General features: G+C 58.9%; 19 protein-coding genes. 8 read left to right on the top strand and 11 right to left on the bottom strand.

Annotated elements, in window-relative coordinates:
- Positions 1-9: 9 nt before the first annotated feature.
- Together Z947_RS0105010 and Z947_RS0105005 are read right to left on the bottom strand one after the other, a co-directional pair.
- Positions 10-1,194 carry an aminotransferase class I/II-fold pyridoxal phosphate-dependent enzyme gene (locus tag Z947_RS0105010; protein WP_025043223.1) on the bottom strand — a complete coding sequence of 395 codons (1,185 nt, stop codon included), beginning with the start codon at positions 1,192-1,194 and terminating at the stop codon, positions 10-12.
- A gap of 118 nt (positions 1,195-1,312) precedes the next feature.
- Positions 1,313-2,641 carry an amidase gene (locus tag Z947_RS0105005; protein WP_025043222.1) on the bottom strand — a complete coding sequence of 443 codons (1,329 nt, stop codon included), beginning with the start codon at positions 2,639-2,641 and terminating at the stop codon, positions 1,313-1,315.
- Positions 2,642-2,730: 89 nt separating this feature from the next.
- Between Z947_RS0105005 and Z947_RS0105000 the strand changes: the two genes are divergently transcribed.
- A complete protein-coding gene (locus Z947_RS0105000) occupies positions 2,731-3,957 on the top strand; it encodes an FAD-dependent oxidoreductase (protein ID WP_025043221.1) in 1,227 nt (408 codons plus the stop codon).
- On the opposite strand, the gene Z947_RS0104995 is transcribed toward Z947_RS0105000, so the two are convergent.
- The 5 genes from Z947_RS0104995 to Z947_RS0104975 form a co-directional block, all read right to left on the bottom strand.
- Complete coding sequence (locus Z947_RS0104995; RefSeq protein ID WP_025043220.1) at positions 3,954-4,139, bottom strand: Trm112 family protein; 186 nt, start codon at positions 4,137-4,139, stop codon at positions 3,954-3,956. The two genes, Z947_RS0105000 and Z947_RS0104995, sit on opposite strands and share 4 nt — an antisense overlap.
- A complete protein-coding gene (locus tag Z947_RS0104990; protein ID WP_025043219.1) occupies positions 4,136-4,780 on the bottom strand; it encodes an LON peptidase substrate-binding domain-containing protein in 645 nt (214 codons plus the stop codon). The genes Z947_RS0104995 and Z947_RS0104990 overlap by 4 nt, the downstream gene beginning before the upstream one ends.
- A gap of 27 nt (positions 4,781-4,807) precedes the next feature.
- Positions 4,808-5,719: a thioredoxin family protein gene (locus Z947_RS0104985; RefSeq protein WP_025043218.1), complete on the bottom strand. Its 912-nt coding sequence runs from the start codon at positions 5,717-5,719 to the stop codon at positions 4,808-4,810.
- Positions 5,720-5,785: 66 nt separating this feature from the next.
- Positions 5,786-6,574 (bottom strand): exodeoxyribonuclease III, encoded by a 789-nt coding sequence (locus Z947_RS0104980; protein ID WP_025043217.1) that lies wholly within the window; start codon positions 6,572-6,574, stop codon positions 5,786-5,788.
- Between the two features lie 271 nt (positions 6,575-6,845).
- Positions 6,846-7,532, bottom strand: coding sequence for a response regulator transcription factor (locus Z947_RS0104975; RefSeq protein WP_025043216.1), 687 nt, complete (start codon positions 7,530-7,532; stop codon positions 6,846-6,848).
- A 167-nt stretch (positions 7,533-7,699) separates the two neighbouring features.
- Here Z947_RS0104975 and ribA point away from each other — a divergent pair, with 167 nt between their 5' ends.
- Together ribA and Z947_RS0104965 are read left to right on the top strand one after the other, a co-directional pair.
- Complete coding sequence (ribA, locus tag Z947_RS0104970; protein ID WP_025043215.1) at positions 7,700-8,788, top strand: GTP cyclohydrolase II; 1,089 nt, start codon at positions 7,700-7,702, stop codon at positions 8,786-8,788.
- 5 nt (positions 8,789-8,793) lie between these two features.
- Positions 8,794-9,291, top strand: a complete 498-nt coding sequence (locus Z947_RS0104965; protein WP_025043214.1) for a L,D-transpeptidase family protein — start codon at positions 8,794-8,796, stop codon at positions 9,289-9,291.
- An 8-nt stretch (positions 9,292-9,299) separates the two neighbouring features.
- Here the strand turns inward: Z947_RS0104965 and Z947_RS0104960 are convergent, their stop codons facing one another.
- Together Z947_RS0104960 and Z947_RS0104955 are read right to left on the bottom strand one after the other, a co-directional pair.
- Positions 9,300-9,953, bottom strand: coding sequence for a YggS family pyridoxal phosphate-dependent enzyme (locus tag Z947_RS0104960; protein WP_025043213.1), 654 nt, complete (start codon positions 9,951-9,953; stop codon positions 9,300-9,302).
- Between the two features lie 102 nt (positions 9,954-10,055).
- Positions 10,056-10,943, bottom strand: coding sequence for a porin (locus Z947_RS0104955; RefSeq protein WP_025043212.1), 888 nt, complete (start codon positions 10,941-10,943; stop codon positions 10,056-10,058).
- Positions 10,944-11,232: 289 nt separating this feature from the next.
- On the opposite strand from Z947_RS0104955, the gene Z947_RS0104945 reads away from it, so the two are divergent.
- The 5 genes from Z947_RS0104945 (at position 11,233) to Z947_RS0104925 (ending at position 16,472) form a co-directional block, all read left to right on the top strand.
- Positions 11,233-11,733, top strand: a complete 501-nt coding sequence (locus Z947_RS0104945; protein ID WP_025043210.1) for a DUF3576 domain-containing protein — start codon at positions 11,233-11,235, stop codon at positions 11,731-11,733.
- 102 nt (positions 11,734-11,835) lie between these two features.
- The gene (leuS, locus tag Z947_RS0104940) at positions 11,836-14,397 is read left to right on the top strand and encodes a leucine--tRNA ligase (RefSeq protein WP_025043209.1); all 2,562 of its coding nucleotides are present in this window, start codon (positions 11,836-11,838) and stop codon (positions 14,395-14,397) included.
- Entirely contained in the window at positions 14,384-14,866 is a 483-nt protein-coding gene (gene lptE, locus Z947_RS0104935; RefSeq protein WP_025043208.1) for an LPS assembly lipoprotein LptE, read from the top strand. Before leuS ends, lptE begins: the two co-directional genes overlap by 14 nt.
- Positions 14,863-15,867, top strand: coding sequence for a DNA polymerase III subunit delta (holA, locus tag Z947_RS0104930; RefSeq protein ID WP_025043207.1), 1,005 nt, complete (start codon positions 14,863-14,865; stop codon positions 15,865-15,867). Before lptE ends, holA begins: the two co-directional genes overlap by 4 nt.
- 11 nt (positions 15,868-15,878) lie before the next feature.
- On the top strand, positions 15,879-16,472 hold the full coding sequence (locus Z947_RS0104925; protein WP_025043206.1) for a glutathione S-transferase family protein: 594 nt from the start codon (positions 15,879-15,881) through the stop codon (positions 16,470-16,472).
- A 10-nt stretch (positions 16,473-16,482) separates the two neighbouring features.
- Here the strand turns inward: Z947_RS0104925 and Z947_RS0104920 are convergent, their stop codons facing one another.
- Both Z947_RS0104920 and Z947_RS0104915 read right to left on the bottom strand, forming a co-directional pair.
- Positions 16,483-17,667, bottom strand: coding sequence for a TIGR03862 family flavoprotein (locus Z947_RS0104920; protein WP_025043205.1), 1,185 nt, complete (start codon positions 17,665-17,667; stop codon positions 16,483-16,485).
- Positions 17,664-18,995, bottom strand: a complete 1,332-nt coding sequence (locus tag Z947_RS0104915; protein ID WP_025043204.1) for a mechanosensitive ion channel family protein — start codon at positions 18,993-18,995, stop codon at positions 17,664-17,666. Before Z947_RS0104915 ends, Z947_RS0104920 begins: the two co-directional genes overlap by 4 nt.
- Positions 18,996-19,226 lie beyond the last annotated feature (231 nt).

The following is a 19,226-nucleotide window of genomic DNA, read 5'->3' as shown; positions in this document are numbered from 1 at the left end:
CCCTTGTTCTTAATCGGCATAAAGGCAGTCGCGGATCAATTGCAGCCCGCGCTCTGTCTCGTCCTTGGGGGCCACGAGGGCCACCCGTATATACTTGTTACCGGGGTTTTCCCCATCCACAGTTTGGGCCAGATAGCCCCCCGGCAAAACCTTAACACCGGTTTCACGCCACAGCTTCAACGCTGCCTCTTCGTCATTCTCGACCGGCAACCACAGGAAAAATCCGGCCTCTGGGCTGACATATCCGGCCACGTTGCCAAAGATGCGGTCCGCAATTTCGAATTTCTCTTGGTACAGTGCGCGGCTTTCGATCACATGCGCCTCGTCATCCCAAACGGCCGCGGCGGCCTGTTGCATGGGCAATGGCAAAGGTGCGCCGGCATAGTTGCGCAACTGTTTGATCTCGCGCATCGCATCCGCGCCGGTGGCCACAAAACCCGCACGCAAGCCCGGCAGGTTTGAACGCTTGCTCAGCGAATGGAAGATCACGACACGGTTGCGATCGGTGCCAAGTTCATTGGCGACCTGCAAGGCGCCAACGGGCGGTGTATCGCGATAAATCTCTGAATAACACTCGTCCGCGAAAATCCTGAAGTCGTATTTTTCGGCCAGTTTGATCAACGCCGTCCAATAGGCGCGGTCCGCCACAGCGCCCTGCGGGTTGGCCGGGGAACAGATATAGGCGGCAGTGGTGCGCTTCAGTGTCTCCTCGGGAAGGCTGTGAAAATCCGGCAGATGTCCGGTTTCGCTGGTCGCGTTCACCATGATCGGGTCACATGCGCCGGAAATCGCAGCAATCATATAGACCTGATAAAACGGGTTCGGCATCAGGATCGCCGGCTTCTCACCGTTTTTGGTTTCGGGACACAGCGCGATAACTGCGTTATACAGCCCTTCGCGCGTCCCGTTCAGCGCCATCACCTCGGTTTCGGCGTCCATCGCAACGCCGTACCGCCGCTTTATCCATGCCGCGATGGCGCTTTTAAGTTCGGGCGAACCGTCGTTGGGCGGATAGCTGTTAAAACCGGCAGCGTTTTTCGTGATCACGTCAGTGACCCAAGCCGGAAACGCATGTTTCGGCTCGCCTATGGTCATCTGGATCAGCGGCCCGCCACCCTCATGCGCATCCAAAAGGGCGCGCAGGCGTGGCCAAGCATGAGCCGGAAGGTTCGAAAACCGCTCGGGGTAAAACATCTACAACTGCCTCGGTTCGGGATCATTATCGCCCCGTTACCGTCAAAGTACCCAAGCCCCCGCGTGGCGTCCAGAAAAACCGGAACGCTAACAGGGGTTTGTGGCATTTAGGCCAAAGTCAGCGCAGCGCCTCTTCGGCAGCGGCCCCGAACCTAAGCAGCAGTTCTTCCATATCTGGTGGGCAACACAGCATCAGACCACAAGAGGGCGTGTCTGTGGGCAGGGTTAAGGCGCTAAGCCCCAAAAGATTGCCGATACGCGTGTTGCGCAACGCCAACAGGTTTTCTGCCAGATAATACGCATGGTCCTCTTCGAGCCTCGTCAAATTCGGCGGCAGGATCGGTGCCGTTGGCATCAAAACCGCGTCATATCCGGCCACAGCCGCATCATATCCCGCCCGCAGCGCATCAAGCTTGGCGCAGGCGGCGACGTAATCTGCGCCCGAATGCCCCATTCCAAGACGGAAACGTGCGAGAATTTCGTGATACATGGCATCAGGGTTCGCCTCGATCACCTCGCGCCACAGCCCGTAAGCCTCTGTTGTGAATAGGCATCCGGCAAGGTCCATTGCTTCGCCGACCTCTGGCACTTCGATCTCTTCGATGATCGCGCCCGCCTCGCGCAGCTTGCCAATGGCGGTTTCAAAAGCCGCGCGCGGGGCGTCGCGCAGATCTTCCATGGCGACGTTGTTTAGAATGGCAAACCGCCGTCCTTCCAACCCTGCCTGACGCAGATCCGGTGCTGCGCCGCCCTCAAGCGCGGCAAGCAACAGCCCCGCATCCTCAACAGACCTGCACAGCGGGCCAATCGTGTCGAATTTCATGGCCAGCGGCACAACCCCTTCCAGCATCAACCGCCCAGAAGTGGTTTTCAGCCCGACCAGATCATTCCACGCGGCCGGAATGCGCACCGACCCGCCGGTATCCGATCCGATGGCCGCGGCGGCCAGATTAAACGCAACCGATGCCGCAGCCCCCGACGATGACCCGCCGGACACCGCATCCGCGTCATTGACGCAGGGCGGGGTTGCTGTGCTGGGGTTATGGCCCAGCCCTGAAAACGCCAGTTCGCTCATGTGGGTTTTGCCCAGACAGACCAGACCGGCCGCCGTTGCATTTGCCAAGACAACCGCGTCGCGGTCCGGCACGCGCCCTTCCAGCAGCTTCGATCCGGCTTCGGTGCCTGTGCCCGCCGTATCGAACAGGTCCTTCCACGAAATCGGCACACCGTCCAAAGGCGACAACCGGTTGCCGGAAACCGCACGGTTCGCCGCGGCCGTTGCTTCGGCCAGCGCGCGTTCTGCGGTCACCCGCGCATAGATGCGGTCGCGCAGGGGATGTGCGTCAATCGCGTCCAGATAGGTTTGTGTCAGGGTAACCGGATCAATTTCGCCCGCGCCAATCCCGCGCCCCAAATCCGCTGCGGTCATTGTCAGCCAGTCTTGCATGGCGCGTCCCCTTTTGCCTCATGTTCCCGGCGAAACTAGCGACGCTTGCGCACATGGACAATCCCCGGCGGCTCACCATATTGAAGGGTATGGAATTTGACACAGATATCGCGATCATCGGCGGCGGGCTGAATGGCACAACGCTTGCACTTGCTCTGGCGCAGGCGGGTCAACGGGTCACCCTGATTGATGCGCAACTGGCCGCACTGCGCGAGGATCCCGAATTTGACGGGCGCTCTTATGCTTTGGCCCTGACATCCACCCGGCTGCTGGATGCGGTTGGCGTTTGGGACGGCGTGGCCGAAAACGCCCAGCCGATGTTGGAGATCAAGGTTACAGACGGGCGTGCAGGCGACGGGCCATCCCCGATGTTCATGCATTTCGACCACGCGGAGATCGAAGAAGGCCCCATGGGGTTTATGGTCGAGGACCGGTATCTGCGTCAGGCGCTACAGGCGGCTGTTTCGGGAACCGACGCGATCACTGTGCTGGACGGTGAAACCGTTGTGGCACAAGAGGCCCGCATGAATGGCGTCACCCTGACGCTTGGGTCCGGCGAAACATTGCAGGCGCGGCTTGCTGTTGGCGCGGACGGGCGCAACACCGGCACAGGGGAACGCGCCGGGATCAAGCGGATTGGTTGGGCCTACGGGCAGACGGCGCTGGTCTGTGCGATCGAACACAGCTTGCCGCATCACGGCGTCGCGCATCAGTTCTTTATGCCCCCCGGACCGCTGGCAATTCTTCCGCTGACCGGCAACCGGTCCTCTATCGTATGGAGTGAAACCGACGCGGCGGCCAAGGCCATCCATGCCCTCTCCGACGACGCCTATCTTGACGTTCTGCGCCCTCGGTTCGGCAGTTTTCTGGGCGATTTCAAACTGGCGGGCAAACGCTATACCTACCCTTTAGGCCTGTCTTTGGCCCATGACATGGTTGCGCCACGTGTGGCGTTGGTGGGGGACGCGGCGCATGGTGTGCACCCTATCGCAGGGCAGGGATTGAACGCGGGGTTGCGCGACATTGCGGCCCTCGCAGAAGTCATCGCAGATGCCGCAAGGCGGGGCGAAGATGTAGGGTCGGACGCGGCATTGGCGCGCTATCAGGAATGGCGCCGGTTTGACAACACCACCTTGGCACTGGCCACGGACAGCTTTAACCGGCTGTTTTCCAACGATAACCCGCTGATCCGTATGGCACGTGATATCGGGATGGCCGCCGTCACCGCCCTGCCCGGTTTGCGGCGTGGTTTTATCCGCGAGGCGGCAGGGCTGACCGGCGATTTGCCACGGCTGATGCAGGGTAAACCGCTTTAATCCAGCACCCGCGCTTCGTCGACCAGCATCACGGGGATGCCGTTACGGATGGGATAGGCAAGACCGGCGGTTTTGGAGATCAGCTCCTGCCGTTCAGCATCATAGCTCAGCGTGGTCTGGCTGCGCGGGCAAATCAGCGCTTCCAGCATACGACGGTCAAATTTCACACTTGTGTCGCTCATTGCATCACTCCTTCGTCCAAACCGCCCCGCAGCGCGTATTCAATCAGCGTCACCAATGTTTCGCGGCGGGTCACAAGAGAGGGGGCCTCAAGCAGGGCCTGTTTATCTTCGGGATCCAGTTCCAGCATCATCGACAGGGAATTGATCAACAATTCGTCCTCGGCTTCTTTCATGGTGTCCCAATCAGCCGACAGCCCCTGCGCATCAAAGTAGCGGCCCAGCAGATCAAGAAAGTTCTCGCGGTTAAATCCGGCGTCTTCCTCATCCCGTCCCAAGTCGCGTTCGAACCCGTCCCAACTGACATCGCATTTGCGGTAGGGGCTGAACCCCTCGACTTCGTTCACGACACGAAACCGCGACATACCGCCCAGCGTGATCATATATCGCCCGTCCTCCGTTTCGGAAAACTGGGTGATGCGACCGGCACAACCGATGGTCTGCAATCCGGTGCCGTCGCGCCCGGACACCTCGTTGGGCTGGATCATTCCAATCAGCCGTTCATCGGTTTTCAAGGCGTCTTCGACCATCTGCAAATACCGTGGTTCAAAGATGTGCAACGGCAATCGCGCGCGGGGCAGCAGCAGTGCGCCGCCCAACGGGAAGATCGAAATTGTGTCTGGCAGGTCTGTGTTCTTGTTCATATCAAGGGACCTAGCGCGGGGTGCCCATCAGGCAAATATCAATGAGCTAAGCTTGCGCCTGCCGTTCAAAACAATCGGATCCTCAGGCTTGAGGGCGTCGAAGACTGTGAACAGCTGGGCTTTGGCAGCGCCCTCGTTCCACTCGCGATCCTGCTTGAACAGTTCCAACAGGTGATCCACCGCGCCCTGCGCATCGCCATTGGCATAAAGCGCCTGTGCCAGATCAAACCGCGCTTGCAGATCATCCGGTGCCGCCTCTACCGCCGCAGTCAACTCGGCCACAGGCCCCGCATCCGCTGCTTGGCGGGCCAACAGAAGTTGTGCGTGGGCCGCTTCCAGTTCGGGGGCTTTCGAAATCTCGATCGGGGCACCGTTCAACAGGGCCTCTGCCTGATCCAGTTCGCCCATCGCGATCAGCGCACGCACCTGTCCGCCGTAAGCTTTCGCATTGTTGGGGTCTTCGCCCAACACCGCCGCAAAGGTCTGTACCGCATCCTCGAACGCGCCTTCGCCCAGCATTTCCTCTGCTGCGTCAACCGCCGCATTCAGCCCGTCGTCTGGCGCTTCGCCGCCGGACGCTTTGATCACACGGTCGATGAAATCCTTGATCTCGGACGCTGGTACCGCACCTTGAAACCCGTCAACCGGCTGACCTTTGTAAAAGGCGTAAACAGTCGGCAACGACTGGATTTGCAGCTGACCCATGATCATCTGCGCCTCGTCGGCATTGACCTTGACCATCTTGACCGCGCCTTTGGCAGCTTTCACCGCCTCTTCCAACTGCGGACCAAGGGTTCTGCATGGGCCACACCATGGTGCCCAGAAATCAACGATGATCGGCGTATGCTGCGAGGCATCCACCACATCGGCCATAAAGCTGGCTTCGTCGCTGTCCTTGATCAGGTCGTCGTCCGTCACACCGGTTAGGTTCAGTTCCATGTCTTATTCCTCGCTTGGTCGCGTTTGAGGGTATATGGGCGCTTTGCCGCCGGAATCAAAGGCCAATCAAAGATCAAACGTGGCAAAGACCGGCGCGTGATCACTGGGTTGCTCCCAACCGCGCACCGCACGGCCGATGTGGCTCGAATGCGCAGCATTTGAAATGTCGGGTGTAGCCCAGATATGATCAAGCCGGCGGCCTTTGTCCGCGGTGTCCCAATCGCGCGCGCGGTAGGACCACCATGAATATAATTTGCCTTCGGGAATGTCCTGACGGGTCACATCGACCCACTTGCCCGCGTCCTGGGTTGCACCAAGGGCTTCGACCTCGACAGGCGTGTGGCTGACAACTTTCAACAACTTTTTGTGGTCCCAAACGTCATCTTCACGCGGGGCGATGTTCAAATCCCCCACAAGGATTGATTTTTCAGGTGCTTCTGCGTGGAACCAGTCGCGCATCTCGGCAAGGTAATCCATTTTCTGACCGAATTTTTCGTTGATGGCGCGGTCGGGTTTGTCGCCGCCTGCTGGCACATAAAAGTTGTGGATCGTCGTGCCGTTTTCCAGCTGCGCGGCAACGTGGCGGGCGTGACCGAGCTGTGCAAAATCCTTGTCGCCCACATCCTGCAGCGGCAATTTTGACAGGATCGCAACGCCGTTATAGCCCTTTTGCCCCCGTGCAACCATATGCGCGTAACCGGCAGCCTTGAACCCTTCGAGGGGGATCTTGTCGACGGGACTTTTGCATTCTTGCAGGCACAGAACATCCGGCCCGTGTTCGGCCAGCATCCGCAAAACCAGCGGCTCGCGCAGGCGGACTGAATTGATGTTCCATGTGGCAAGCGTGAAAGGCATGCGTATCTCCGGCAAATTGATTTGGGTCGACTTTACCTTGTGCCAACGCCCGCCGCCACGAAGAAAGGCATCGTTTTTTGGTCAGCAAACCGGAAGGGTCAGAACCGGCCCGCGTCATCAAAAAAAATGGCCGGACACTGAGGTCCGGCCAAGTTTAACAGGCAGGGATGTGTCATTGCCCGGACACAAACTTCGGGATCAGTACGGAGCGGAAACTCATGAAAAAAGCGCTCCGTCTGACCAACCGTCGATCGGGAAATTGGTTCCCGACTTAGGTCATTAATCTGTAGCCACCCGATTCGGTGACCAGCAGACGGGCATTAGAGGGATCAGGCTCGATCTTTTGGCGCAGACGATAGATATGGGTTTCCAACGTATGTGTCGTGACACCGGCATTATATCCCCAGACCTCGTGCAGCAGCACATCACGTGGCACCACACCGTCGGTCGAACGATAGAGAAACTTCAGGATATTGGTTTCTTTCTCGGTCAGGCGGACCTTTTTATCGTCTTCGGTGATCAACATCTTCATCGACGGTTTGAACGTATAGGGCCCCAGCTGGAAAATCGCATCTTCGGATTGTTCATGCTGGCGCAGTTGTGCACGGATGCGTGCCAATAAAACGGGAAACTTGAACGGTTTGGAGACATAATCATTCGCGCCCGCATCAAGACCCAGAATGGTATCGGCGTCGCCATCATGACCGGTCAGCATCATGATCGGGCTTTTCACCCCCTGTTTGCGCATCAAACGGCACAATTCGCGGCCATCGGTGTCGGGCAGCCCCACGTCCAGAATGACCAGATCGTAAAGCGCTTCTTTAGCGCGGGCCATGGCATCGCTCCCGTTGCCTGCCTCGAAAACATCGAAGTCCTCTGTCATGATCAGCTGCTCGCTGAGCGCTTCGCGCAGGTCCTCGTCATCATCCACCAGCAGGATTTTCTTGAGCTGTGCCATCGGTCGTCTCCTTGTCCGTTCTAATAGAGATGTATCCGCAAGCGCCATTGGACAAGGTTTGACGCCGCGGTTTCACAGGCGCGTGTACGAAACAGGTTGAAATGTTTCATTTCCCGCCGCACTGACATAGATATCCTGCAAACAGTTCGTAAAGTTGTAACACCGTCATGAGCCTTGCGCCCGATATAACAGAACAACTTGCCCGCGCCCGCGCCGATTTGCGCATGGGCGTGCCGGTGGTGATGACCGGCCCAACCTCTGCCGTTGTGATCGCTGCAGAGACGTTATCGGCAGAGCGTCTGGCGGATATTCAGGCCTTGGACGGGCAGCCGGTTCTGACCATCACCGCACGGCGGGCAGAAACGTTGAAGGCGCGGGTTTATGACGGTGATCTTGCGCGGCTCGTCCTGCCGGCGGATGCGAATTTGGCATGGATACACAGTATCGCCGATCCTGCGGATGATTTGCGCACCCCGATGAAGGGGCCGTTTTCCTGCGACCGCGAGGGCGATGCTGTCTTGCATCGCACCGCGCTGAGCCTGGCCAAAACCGCACGTTTGCTGCCGGCCGTTCTGGTGCTTGAGATCGCCGACAGCTTCAAATTTGCCGCAGAGCACGGGCTGACACGGATCAATCTGGAAAGCGCCTCTGCCGCGCTGTCGACGCGCAGTCCGTTGCATCCGGTTGTTCACGCCCGCCTGCCGATTGAAGCATCCGAAGCAGGCCGGTTGCACATTTACCGCCCCGAAGACGGCGGCGAAGAACATTACGCCATCGAGGTCGGTCGCCCCGACCGCAGCAAACCGGTGCTCGCGCGATTGCACTCCGCCTGTTTTACCGGTGATGTTCTGGGCAGTCTGAAATGCGATTGCGGTCCGCAGTTGCGCGGCGCGCTGGCCCAGATGGGGGCAGAAGGCCAAGGGGTTTTACTCTACCTCAATCAGGAAGGGCGCGGCATTGGTCTGGCCAATAAAATGCGGGCCTATTCGCTGCAAGATCAAGGATTTGATACCGTGGAGGCCAACCACCGGTTGGGCTTTGAGGATGACGAACGCGATTTCCGGCTGGGCTCTGATATTCTGGCGTCCATGGGTTTTTCATCGGTGCGCTTGCTGACGAACAATCCGCGCAAGGTCGAAATGATGGAGGCGAGCGGCATCAAAGTGGCCGAACGCGTGCCGCTGCGTGTCGGCGAAAACGCTTTTAACACCGCGTATCTGGCGACCAAGGCGGCCAAATCGGGGCATCTTTTGTGACGCGAATGGCGGGTCTGCACGATATGGTACTGACCCCGACGGGTTTGCGTTTTGGCGGGCAAACCTATCCCTGCACCATCGGCAAGGGCGGCGTAAGCAGTACAAAACGCGAGGGGGACGGGGCCACACCGCGGGGCACTCACCGTATTGTGGGCATGCTGTTTCGTCCCGACAGGATCACCCAACCTGTCGACTGGGCTGTGCCCATTGGTCCGGGTGATTTGTGGTCTGATGACCCAACGGAGCGCGCCTATAACACGTTGGTGCGTGCGCCCTATCCGCACAGCCACGAGGCCCTACGCCGCGCTGATCCCTTGTATGATCTTGTCCTGCTCACCGATTGGAACTGGCCCGATGCGGTTGCGGGGCGCGGTTCGGCTATTTTCATCCACCAGTGGCGGCGTGCGGGTTATCCCACCGAAGGGTGTATCGCTCTCAGCCGGACCAATCTGCACGCCATTGCCCGCAGAATTACCCGAAATACACGGCTGGTCATCCCGTAGGGCGGGGTTCACCCCGCCACACGCTCGCCAAAAATCGCGGAGCCCACGCGCACATGCGTCGCACCAAGGGCAATCGCGCGTTCAAAGTCACTGCTCATTCCCATCGACAGGCCCGCTACACCGTTGCGGGCCGCGATCTTGGCCAACAACGCGAAATGCAGGCTCGGTTCTTCGTTGACGGGTGGAATGCACATCAGCCCTTTGACGGGCAGGTCCATCGCAAGACATTCGGCAATAAACGAATCTGCATCGGCGGGCATGATCCCCGCTTTTTGGTCTTCCTCACCCGTATTCACCTGCACAAACAGTTCAGGGCAGCGGCCCACTTCCTGCGCAAGGCGGGCAAGTGTTTTGGCCAGTTTCGGACGATCAACAGAATGGATGGCGTCAAACAGTTCGATGGCCTGCCGCGCCTTGTTCGTTTGCAACGGTCCGATCAGATGTAGATCAACCTTGCCAAACCGTTCGCGGAAATCGGGCCATTTACCCGCAGCTTCCTGCACCTTGTTTTCGCCGAAACACCGGTGGCCCTCGGTCAACACCGCCTCTACCCGCGCATTCGGCTGGACTTTGCTGACGGCGATCAAAGACACCGAACCGGCAGGACGGCCTGCGGCAGCTTCGGCGGATGTAATGCTGTTTTGAATGTCGTGCAGGCTCATGCGTGTTGTCCCCTGTGGTTAAGCGGGGAATACCATCAGCATGGCGCAAAAGAAAAGGGGCAGGCCAAAGGCCCACCCCAAATCGTTTGGTTGTTGTTCAACTTAGAAGTTGAAGCGAACACCCAGATCGGCGCGTGTGTCGCCGTTCAAACGCTTCGCAACACCACCGCGCAGGGATGTACCGCCGCCCAGGTCGTGGTTGAAGTCAACACCGTAGCCTGTGTCGGAACCGTAGTCCGCGTCAGCAACGTAAACTTCAACGTTTGTTGCTGCGCCTACGTCAAAACGACCGGCCAGAACGATGTGATCGCCATCTGTGCCGTTGTCTGCGTATGCCAGTGTAACGTTTGCTGGGCCGATGTTGCCGCCAACAGATGCTGCGAACTCAGTGTCCGCTGCGTTGTCGGAGTCCTGTGCACCCAAAGCAACTGTCCAACCGGAGAACGTGTACGCAACGTGTGCTGCGATACGGTCGGATGTGTCAGAAGCAGAAACGTGTACGGACAGGTCGCCTGCGGAGTACATTACTTCAACACCGTTGGAACCAGCTGCGCCGCTACCACCGGAAGAGTACGCGTCGCCGCGGAAGTTGTAGGCTGTGTAGTCATAGCCCAAACCGGTCAGACCCAGGTCGATTGGGTACATGCCAGGCATGAATTCCAGAGCGCCGAAGATGTTACCAACACCGACTTCAAGACCACCGGAACGTGCGAAGAAACGAACGCCGTTGATGCCTGTACCGGCAGGGGAGCCAGCGTTGTCTGTGTTGTTCTGCTGGATGCGAGCACGTGCACCGAATGTGACGCCTGCGTCAGATTCTGCTGTTGCGTCGATCTGCAGGCGGAAACGTGAAGTCACGTCTGTGGAGTCGCCAGCGGCTGTGTCGTTATAGATGATACCAAAGCGACCGTAGCCGCCGAAAGTAACGTCTGCTGCTGCAACGCCGGCGGTCGCAACCAGAGCTGTTGTAGCGAAGAGAACTTTTTTCATGAGTTTACCCTCGGTTTATAATTCACATGCCCAAGCCGGGGAATCCGGAAAGGGTATGCAGGGTGTTTGCCCCCGATGGCCCTTGATTGGCAAGAAGCCTGAAACGCTTCGGGGCATTGCCCTGATCAATGGTGCAGCTTTGCCACAGTTTTGCCACCTGCCCCCCGCATCTGACGCCCCGCATCGGCCCAAGACTGCGGTTTACATAGGGAATCGCCCACATACATATGCCTTGCTCACGCGGCAGAGCTTGGATAGACCATTGCAAAACAGGCAAAGGATCGCTGGCATGGCCCGTACCACCATATGCAGAATCGCCCTTATTACTGTCCTCGCGGCGTCGCTTGGTGGCTGTGGTGCCCTGCGCTCGTTGGGGGGCGGCAGCCAACAGCCATCGGCAAGTGCGAATAACCCGAATATCCCGGGCAACATCGAAACCGACACCAGCAATACCATCTGGTCGATCTTCAACAGCAAGACGGGCGACAATACGATCGCCGTCAACAAATACCTCTGGTCTGCTTCTTTGGAAGTGTTGTCCTTCCTGCCTGTTCAATCTGTTGACCCTTTCACCGGCGTCATCGTCACCGGCTATGGTACGCCCCCCGGCGGCGGCAAAGCCTACCGCGCAACTGTGCTGGTTGATGATCCGGCACTTGATGCCCGTTCCCTGAATGTCGCATTGCAAACCCGTGGCGGCCGCGCCGTCAGCAAGGCAACCGCACGCGCTGTCGAAGACGCCATCCTAAGCCGCGCGCGCGAACTGCGCATCGCAGATAACAAGTTCTGAGCCCATACCCATTCACGCTATTTCACGCCGGGCCCTGTCGATACACAGCCCGGCGTTTTCCATTCTACAGGGTCGCAAGCCCCCTTCGTAAAGGTCCAAACAATGTCCCAATACACCCCTGCCGAGATCGAAGCCCGCTGGCAGCAAGCCTGGGAAAACGATGCAATCTTCAAGGCGGTGCGCACAGCCGACAAGCCCAAGTACTATGTGCTGGAGATGTTCCCCTATCCGTCGGGCCGCATCCACATGGGCCATGTGCGCAACTATACGATGGGTGATGTGATCGCGCGCTACAAGATCGCAACAGGTCACAACGTACTGCACCCGATGGGCTGGGACGCTTTTGGGATGCCTGCAGAAAATGCTGCGATGGCGATTGGCGGTCACCCCAAGGATTGGACCTACGGCAATATCGCCGAGATGAAAAAACAGATGAAACCGCTGGGTCTTTCCATCGACTGGACCCGCGAATTTGCCACCTGTGATCCTGAATATTACGGACAGCAGCAGGCCTTGTTCATTGATTTCCTTGCCGAAGGTCTGGTGTATCGCAAGAACGCCATCGTGAACTGGGATCCGGTGGATATGACCGTGCTGGCAAACGAACAGGTCGAGGCGGGGCGCGGCTGGCGTTCGGGCGCTTTGGTCGAACGGCGCGAGCTGACGCAGTGGTTCTTTAAAATCTCCGAACATTCCGAAGAACTGCTTGATGCACTCGATTCGCTGGATAACTGGCCCGCCAAGGTCAAGCTGATGCAGGCAAACTGGATCGGCAAATCACGCGGGTTGCAATTTGCCTTCTCAACCGTTGACGCACCCGAAGGATATGACCGGATCGAGGTTTACACAACCCGACCCGACACCTTGCTCGGAGCGTCCTTTGTCGGCATCTCGCCGGATCATCCGCTGGCCAAACTGCTTGAAAAAGAGAACCCCGACCTTGCCGCCTTCTGCGCCGAGTGTCGCAAGGGCGGCACCACGGAAGAAGCCATCGAAACAGCAGAAAAGCTGGGCTTCGACACCGGCATCACCGTGCGCCATCCCTTTGATACCGCACATGAATTGCCCGTGTACATCGCCAACTTCATCCTTATGGATTACGGCACCGGCGCGATTTTCGGCTGCCCTGCGCATGACCCGCGCGACTTTGAATTCGCAACAAAATACGGGCTGCCGATCATCTCGACCTATCTGCCCAGCGAAGAAAGCGACGAGACACTGGCCGAGGCATACGTGCCCGCCAAAACCGACAAGGTATTCTACAACCGCGGTTTCGCGGGCGCGCAATGGCAAACCGGAAACGAAGCCATCGATGCGGCAATCGCGTTCTGCGAGGAAAATGGCGTTGGCCAAGGCGTGACCAAATTCCGCCTGCGTGATTGGGGGCTTTCGCGCCAACGCTATTGGGGCTGCCCGATCCCTGTTGTGCATTGCGATGCCTGCGGCGTCGTGCCCGAAAAGAAAGAAAACCTGCCGATCGAGCTGCCCTATGACGTGAACTTTGACACCCCCGGCAACCCGCTTGACCGACACCCCACATGGCGCGACTGCGCCTGCCCGTCCTGCGGCAAGCCGGCCAACCGCGAAACCGACACGATGGATACCTTTGTCGATTCGTCATGGTATTTCGCCCGTTTCACCGCGCCGGACGCGGAAACGCCAACCAATATGGAAGACGCGAAATACTGGATGAACGTCGATCAGTACATCGGCGGCATCGAGCATGCGATTCTGCACCTGCTGTATTCACGCTTCTTCGCCCGCGCGATGCAGATCACCGGACATTTGCCGGAATCAGCGATTGAACCGTTTGACGCATTGTTCACCCAAGGGATGGTGACCCACGCGATTTATCAAACGCCCAATCCGGACGGACGCCCGACGTATCATTACCCCGAAGCCGTTGATCTGCGCGACGGTAAGGCGTTTCTCAAGGAAACCGACAGCGAGGTGGAAATCATCCCCTCTGCCAAAATGTCGAAATCCAAAAACAACGTCGTCGACCCGCTGAGCATCATCTCGAACTATGGCGCGGATACCGCGCGTTGGTTCGTGCTGTCCGATTCGCCCCCCGAACGGGACGTCGAATGGACCGCCTCGGGTGCCGAAGCCGCGTTCAAACACCTGAACCGCGTGTGGAACATCTGCGACCGTATCGGTGCGATGAGCCCCGATTCCAAAGGAGAGGGTGACGAAGAGCTGCTGCGCGCCATGCATAAAACAATCCACGATGTAACAATGGGTGTGGAATCCTTTGGCTTTAACGCTGCCATCGCCAAGCTCTACGCCTTCACCGCCACTTTGCAGAAATCCAAGGCCGGCCACAGCGCACAGCGCGAGGCGATTATGACACTGGCACAGCTGATGTCGCCGATGACGCCGCATCTGGCCGAAGATATCTGGGCGCATCAAGGCGGCGAGGGCCTGATTGTTACCGCGCCATGGCCGCAAGCCGACGAGAAAATGCTGGTGGATGATACCGTCACGCTGCCGATCCAGATCAACGGCAAGCGCCGTGCGGAAATCAGCGTACCGGCGGATATGTCAAAAGAAGAGGTTGAAAAAATCGCCCTCGCCCATGAAGCTGTGATCCGAACCCTTGATGGTGCGACACCCAAAAAGGTGATCGTCGTGCCCGGACGGATTGTGAATGTTGTCGCTTAACCGCCGCTTTATGCTCCTTGCCCCGCTGGCCCTTGCGGCCTGCGGGTTCGAACCTGTCTACGGCCCCGGCGGTTCAGGCACCGCCCTGCAAAACCGCGTCGCTGTCGACCCCCCCGGCAGTCAGGACAGTTATCTTCTGGTGCGCGGGTTGGAAACGCGGCTGGGCCGCAGCACCGATCCCGCCTTTGCCCTTTCGATGGTCATCAATACCTCAGAAGCGCAGCTGGCCATTGACCGCGAAGGCGACACAGGCCGGTTCAACCGGATTGCCAGCGTGCAATACAGCCTGCGCAGTCTGGCGAACGGTCAAATCCTGACCTCGGGCAAGGTTGAGAACTTTGTCGGGTATTCCGCGACCGGCACCACGGTTGAAACCTTGGCGGGCGAACAGGCCGCACAAGAGCGGTTGATGAATATCATGGCCGACCAGATCGTCAGTCGCCTCTATGCGGCCGATATTCCCGCATGAAACTCAGCCCGCGCGACGCAAACGCCTATTTCAAAAAGCCGGACAGGGACAAGACCGGCCTGTTGATCTTTGGCAGTGACGCCATGCGCGTGGCCTTGAAACGGCAGGAATTCCTCAAGGCGCTGCTGGGTCCACAAGCCGAAGAAGAAATGCGCCTGACCCGCATCCCTGCCGCCGAGCTGCGCCGCGAACCTGCAATGCTGCTGGACGCGATCAAAGCCATCGGGTTTTTCCCCGGTCCGCGCGCGGCTTTTGTCGAAGACGCCAACGATAATATCGCCAAAATCTTGCTCGACACGTTGAAAGACTGGCAGCAGGGCGATGCCCAGATTGTTGTGACCGGCGGCGACCTCAAGAAAACGTCGAAGGTGCGCAAGGCGTTCGAGGCCCATCCAAACGCCTATGCCGCCGCGATCTACGACAACCCGCCCGACCGAGGCGAGATCGAACGGATGTTGGCGGATGCCAAATTGACGCCTGACAATGACGCCATGGCAAGTTTGGTCGATCTGGCCCGCGCCATTGATCCGGGCGATTTTCGCCAGACGCTGGAAAAGCTGTCGCTGTACAAGCTTAACGACTCCAGCCCGCTTGGCGCGGATGACATTGCCGCTTGCGCCCCCACCTCGACCGAGGCGGATGTAGATGACATCCTGCATGTGGTTGCCGAAGCGCGCGCGCGCGATATCGGACCGGTGATGAGCAAACTGCAAGCCCAGGGGGTCACCGCCGTCACCCTGACCATCATGGCAACCCGCCACTTCCGCACGCTCTACCGGATCGCGGCCAACCCCGGTGCGCCGGTTTACGGTGTACGCGACCGTGACCGCGTCACGCGCCAATCCAACAGCTGGGGCGCGGCCAAACTGGAAACCGCCCTAAGCGTGCTGACCGATACCGATCTTACGCTGCGCTCTGCGGGGCAGAACGCGCCTGCCATCGCGCTGGTCGAACGTGCCTTTATCCGCCTTGCCATGCTGGGTGCCCAGAAAAACCGTTGAAAGGAAATCCCATGTATACTGTTGTTGGTGCCACGAAATCCCGCGCTTTTCGCGTTATTTGGATGCTTGAGGAACTGGGCGAAAGCTATACCCAGATTGATGCAGGCCCACGGTCCCCCGAGGCGAAAGAATATAATCCCACGGGTAAAATCCCTGCGTTGCTGGACGGCGACGAGGTGCTGACCGACAGCGTTGCGATCATGACTTATCTGGGGGACAAACACGGCAAGCTGACCGCCCCCGCCGGTACCATCGCCCGCGCGCGTCAGGACGCGATGACTTTTTGGTTGATCGATGAATTTGACGCGATTCTTTGGGCAGCGGCGAAACACAGCTTTGTCTTTCCCGAAGAGCAGCGCGTGCCAGAGGTCAAAGACAGCCTGAAGGCCGAATTCACCCGCGCGGCTGACCTGCTGGCACGGCGTTTGCAGGGGCCGTTCCTGTTGGGCGACCAGATGACCCACGCTGACATTCTGGCGGTGCATTGCATCAACTGGTCAATTGGCGCGGGGTTTCCGCGGGTTAACGACGAGCTGGGCCAATGGGCCGCCGCCATGCGCCACCGCGATGCGTTCAAGGCCGCACAGGCCAAGCAGCCCGCGTAAGGCGCGGCGGTTACTCCGCCGACGCGGCCCATTCAACCGCGTGTTGCCCTGCCCAACGCCCAGTCGCAAGACAGGCTGAAATCAGGTAGCCGCCGGTCGGCGCTTCCCAATCCAGCATTTCACCGGCGGCAAAAACGCCGGGGAGATCGCGCAACATCAGCCCCGCATCCATCGCTGCAAATTTGATGCCACCGGCGGTCGAAATTGCCTCATCCATCGGGCGCAGGCCTGCGTTTTTGATCGGCAGCGCCTTTAACAGCCGCGCCGTTGCCCGCAACCGGTCCGGCAAGGGGCGCGCCATTTCCTGCACCAACGCAATCTGCGCAGGCGTCAGCCGCAAAGTTTTGCGAAGGTGGTTGGACAAGCTGGCCTTGCCCCGTGGTGCCTGCAATTTGGTGGTGACTTCCGGCACGGTCATATCGGGCAGCAGGTCAAGAAACAGGTCATGCCCTTCGCGCACGCCGCGCGACACGGAATAGATACCGCCACCCTCAAGCCCCTGCGCGGACAACGTCGCCTCGCCACGTGAATGATAGGGACCGGCCTGCCAAGCGACACCTTTCAACGGTGTGCCCAGATGTTTCGTCATGTGATCCGACCACGGCACCTGAACGCCCGCGTTAGAGCCGGCAAAGGGGGCAAGCGCCACACCTTTTTGTGCCAGCACATCGGCCCATTTACCGGTTGCACCCAACCGCGACCAGCTGGCACCGCCCATCGCCAGAACGGTCACGTCCGGCGTCAATGTCTGCTCCCCTGCCGGTGTTTCATACGCCAGCGCCGTACCGTTCCATCCCTGCCACAACCAGCGCGTATTGACGTTGACGCCCAGATCACCCAGCCGCCCCATCCATGCGCGCAGCAACGGCGAGGCCTTCATCGCCTTGGGAAACACCCGACCCGTCGAACCGGTGAAAACCTCTTGCTGCAAACCGCGCGCCCAGTCTTGCACTGCTTCGGCGTTAAAGCTTTCGATCATTGGTGTCAGCGGGCTGCGGGCCTCGGCAAAGGACTCCATAAAGGGCACGAAAGGCTCGTCCTTGGTCAGGTTCAATCCCGACTTCCCCGCCATCAGGAACTTGCGCCCGACCGACGGTTTTCCCTCGCAAATCGTCACGCGCATGCCCGCCTGTGCCATGACTTCAGCAGCCATTAACCCCGCAGGGCCGGCACCAATCACCACAGCATGTTTCATGCATCCACCTTCGGCAATCCGCCCTTAATCTCGACCACACGTTGCGGATAGGGAATTTCGATGCCTGCGTCTTTCAGCGCGTTCCAGATCAGGAACAATACGTCAGAGGTGTATTTATTCGGCCCGTCATCCAACCCGTTGACCCAGAACTCCACAGCAAAATCAATGCCGTTGTCGCCAAACCCGCGCAGTTCGCAGTCTGGGGGATAAGGCAGATCCAGCACTTCGGGGTGCTTTGCCACGGCCGCTTCGATCAGAGGCGGGACAAGGTTGATGTCCGTATCATAGCTGACGGAAAACGGCGCTTCATACCGGTTGGCAGAGCCGCTGTCGGAATAATTGACCACCCGTGTCGTGATGAAATCCTCGTTCGGCACAACAATCCAGCGCCCGTCGAAGGTTTCCAGAATAGCGGCGCGGGCCATCATCTTGACGATCTTGCCCTGCTCGCCCCCGTCCAGTTCCACGTAATCGCCAACCGTTGCCTGCCCTTCGACCAGCAGGATCACACCGGAGATAAAGTTCGATGCGATCTTTTGCAGGCCGAAACCAAGACCAACACCAATCGCCCCCCCTAAAACGGCCAAAGCGCTGAGGTTGATGCCCATGATGTTCATCAGCAACAGGAACGCGATTGCAAAGATCGAGAATTCGGCGGTCTTGATCAGCAACTGGCGGATCGACGGGCGCATTTCCTCGTTTTTGGTGATCAGCGCGGTTGTTTGTGTATTCGACCACTGCCCCAGCCAGAACAGCAACGAACCCGCGATCAATCCACGCACCAGCGTCATCAGCGAAAAGCGGATGTTACCAACGCCGACAACCGTATCGGTCAGCGCGGTACTGGCGACATCCAGCAACCCAAGCGCATAGATCGCCATGATCGGCAAAAGGATATAGCGGCCCAGCAAATTAAGGAACGAATCCTTGATGATGTCGCGCACCAGCGCGCGGGCCGCAAGAAACAGGAACAGACGTTTGCCAAAGGCAATCACCGCACCGGAATCAAACAGCGATCGCACGATGCCTTCGCCGATGCCCGTCAGCGCATAAGCGAGCAGCGGCGAAATCAGCGCCAGATAGGGCAGGACGAACCGACGCGGGGTGGAAAAGATGTTCTCTTTTTCCTTGGGATCGATCAGTTGCGCCAAAGCGGGCCGCAACCGGCGCGCGATCACCCCCGCAAGGAACCACGCCAGAACGAGAAGCGCGAATTGCGACCAAGCGGCGGGGCTTAACAGCCAACTCATCGCCAATTCCCAACCCTGTAGGGCGTACCCGTAGGCCTGTTGCACAATTTCCGGTTGGGAAGAGAGATCAAACTGCATGGTATCGCCTTGTTTTACGGGCCAGTCGCGCCCTGCTCTTGCCCGCGTTGGGGGCAAGGTTCAAGTTTTTTGCGGAAATCAGGCCGATTTGCCTTAGCGTCCGCAAGCTTTATCGCGGCACAGCCCCCCCTTGTCTTGACAGGACCGGCCCCAACACAGACGGTGCCCGAAAACAAAACGAGGCACCTCATGCGTATCTTTCTGACACTTTCCGCCCTGCTGACCCTTGCC

Source organism: Sulfitobacter geojensis (genome assembly GCF_000622325.1).
GTDB classification, from domain to species: domain Bacteria; phylum Pseudomonadota; class Alphaproteobacteria; order Rhodobacterales; family Rhodobacteraceae; genus Sulfitobacter; species Sulfitobacter geojensis.
The sequence above is the reverse complement of the archived record's forward strand: the minus strand, read 5'-3'. Positions and strand labels throughout refer to the sequence as shown.

Excerpts from the sequence above, each read along its gene's own strand:
- ribA (WP_025043215.1), top strand. The coding sequence starts at position 7,700 with ATGAGCCTTGCGCCCGATATAACAGAACAACTTGCCCGCGCCCGCGCC.
- Z947_RS0105000 (WP_025043221.1), top strand. The coding sequence starts at position 2,731 with ATGGAATTTGACACAGATATCGCGATCATCGGCGGCGGGCTGAATGGC.
- Z947_RS0104945 (WP_025043210.1), top strand. The coding sequence starts at position 11,233 with ATGGCCCGTACCACCATATGCAGAATCGCCCTTATTACTGTCCTCGCG.
- Z947_RS0104995 (WP_025043220.1), bottom strand. The coding sequence starts at position 4,139 with ATGAGCGACACAAGTGTGAAATTTGACCGTCGTATGCTGGAAGCGCTG.
- Z947_RS0105010 (WP_025043223.1), bottom strand. The coding sequence starts at position 1,194 with ATGTTTTACCCCGAGCGGTTTTCGAACCTTCCGGCTCATGCTTGGCCA.
- Z947_RS0104925 (WP_025043206.1), top strand. The coding sequence starts at position 15,879 with ATGTATACTGTTGTTGGTGCCACGAAATCCCGCGCTTTTCGCGTTATT.
- Z947_RS0104955 (WP_025043212.1), bottom strand. The coding sequence starts at position 10,943 with ATGAAAAAAGTTCTCTTCGCTACAACAGCTCTGGTTGCGACCGCCGGC.
- Z947_RS0104980 (WP_025043217.1), bottom strand. The coding sequence starts at position 6,574 with ATGCCTTTCACGCTTGCCACATGGAACATCAATTCAGTCCGCCTGCGC.
- Z947_RS0104965 (WP_025043214.1), top strand. The coding sequence starts at position 8,794 with ATGGCGGGTCTGCACGATATGGTACTGACCCCGACGGGTTTGCGTTTT.
- lptE (WP_025043208.1), top strand. The coding sequence starts at position 14,384 with ATGTTGTCGCTTAACCGCCGCTTTATGCTCCTTGCCCCGCTGGCCCTT.
- Z947_RS0104975 (WP_025043216.1), bottom strand. The coding sequence starts at position 7,532 with ATGGCACAGCTCAAGAAAATCCTGCTGGTGGATGATGACGAGGACCTG.
- holA (WP_025043207.1), top strand. The coding sequence starts at position 14,863 with ATGAAACTCAGCCCGCGCGACGCAAACGCCTATTTCAAAAAGCCGGAC.
- Z947_RS0104915 (WP_025043204.1), bottom strand. The coding sequence starts at position 18,995 with ATGCAGTTTGATCTCTCTTCCCAACCGGAAATTGTGCAACAGGCCTAC.
- Z947_RS0104985 (WP_025043218.1), bottom strand. The coding sequence starts at position 5,719 with ATGGAACTGAACCTAACCGGTGTGACGGACGACGACCTGATCAAGGAC.
- leuS (WP_025043209.1), top strand. The coding sequence starts at position 11,836 with ATGTCCCAATACACCCCTGCCGAGATCGAAGCCCGCTGGCAGCAAGCC.
- Z947_RS0104990 (WP_025043219.1), bottom strand. The coding sequence starts at position 4,780 with ATGAACAAGAACACAGACCTGCCAGACACAATTTCGATCTTCCCGTTG.
- Z947_RS0105005 (WP_025043222.1), bottom strand. The coding sequence starts at position 2,641 with ATGCAAGACTGGCTGACAATGACCGCAGCGGATTTGGGGCGCGGGATT.
- Z947_RS0104960 (WP_025043213.1), bottom strand. The coding sequence starts at position 9,953 with ATGAGCCTGCACGACATTCAAAACAGCATTACATCCGCCGAAGCTGCC.
- Z947_RS0104920 (WP_025043205.1), bottom strand. The coding sequence starts at position 17,667 with ATGAAACATGCTGTGGTGATTGGTGCCGGCCCTGCGGGGTTAATGGCT.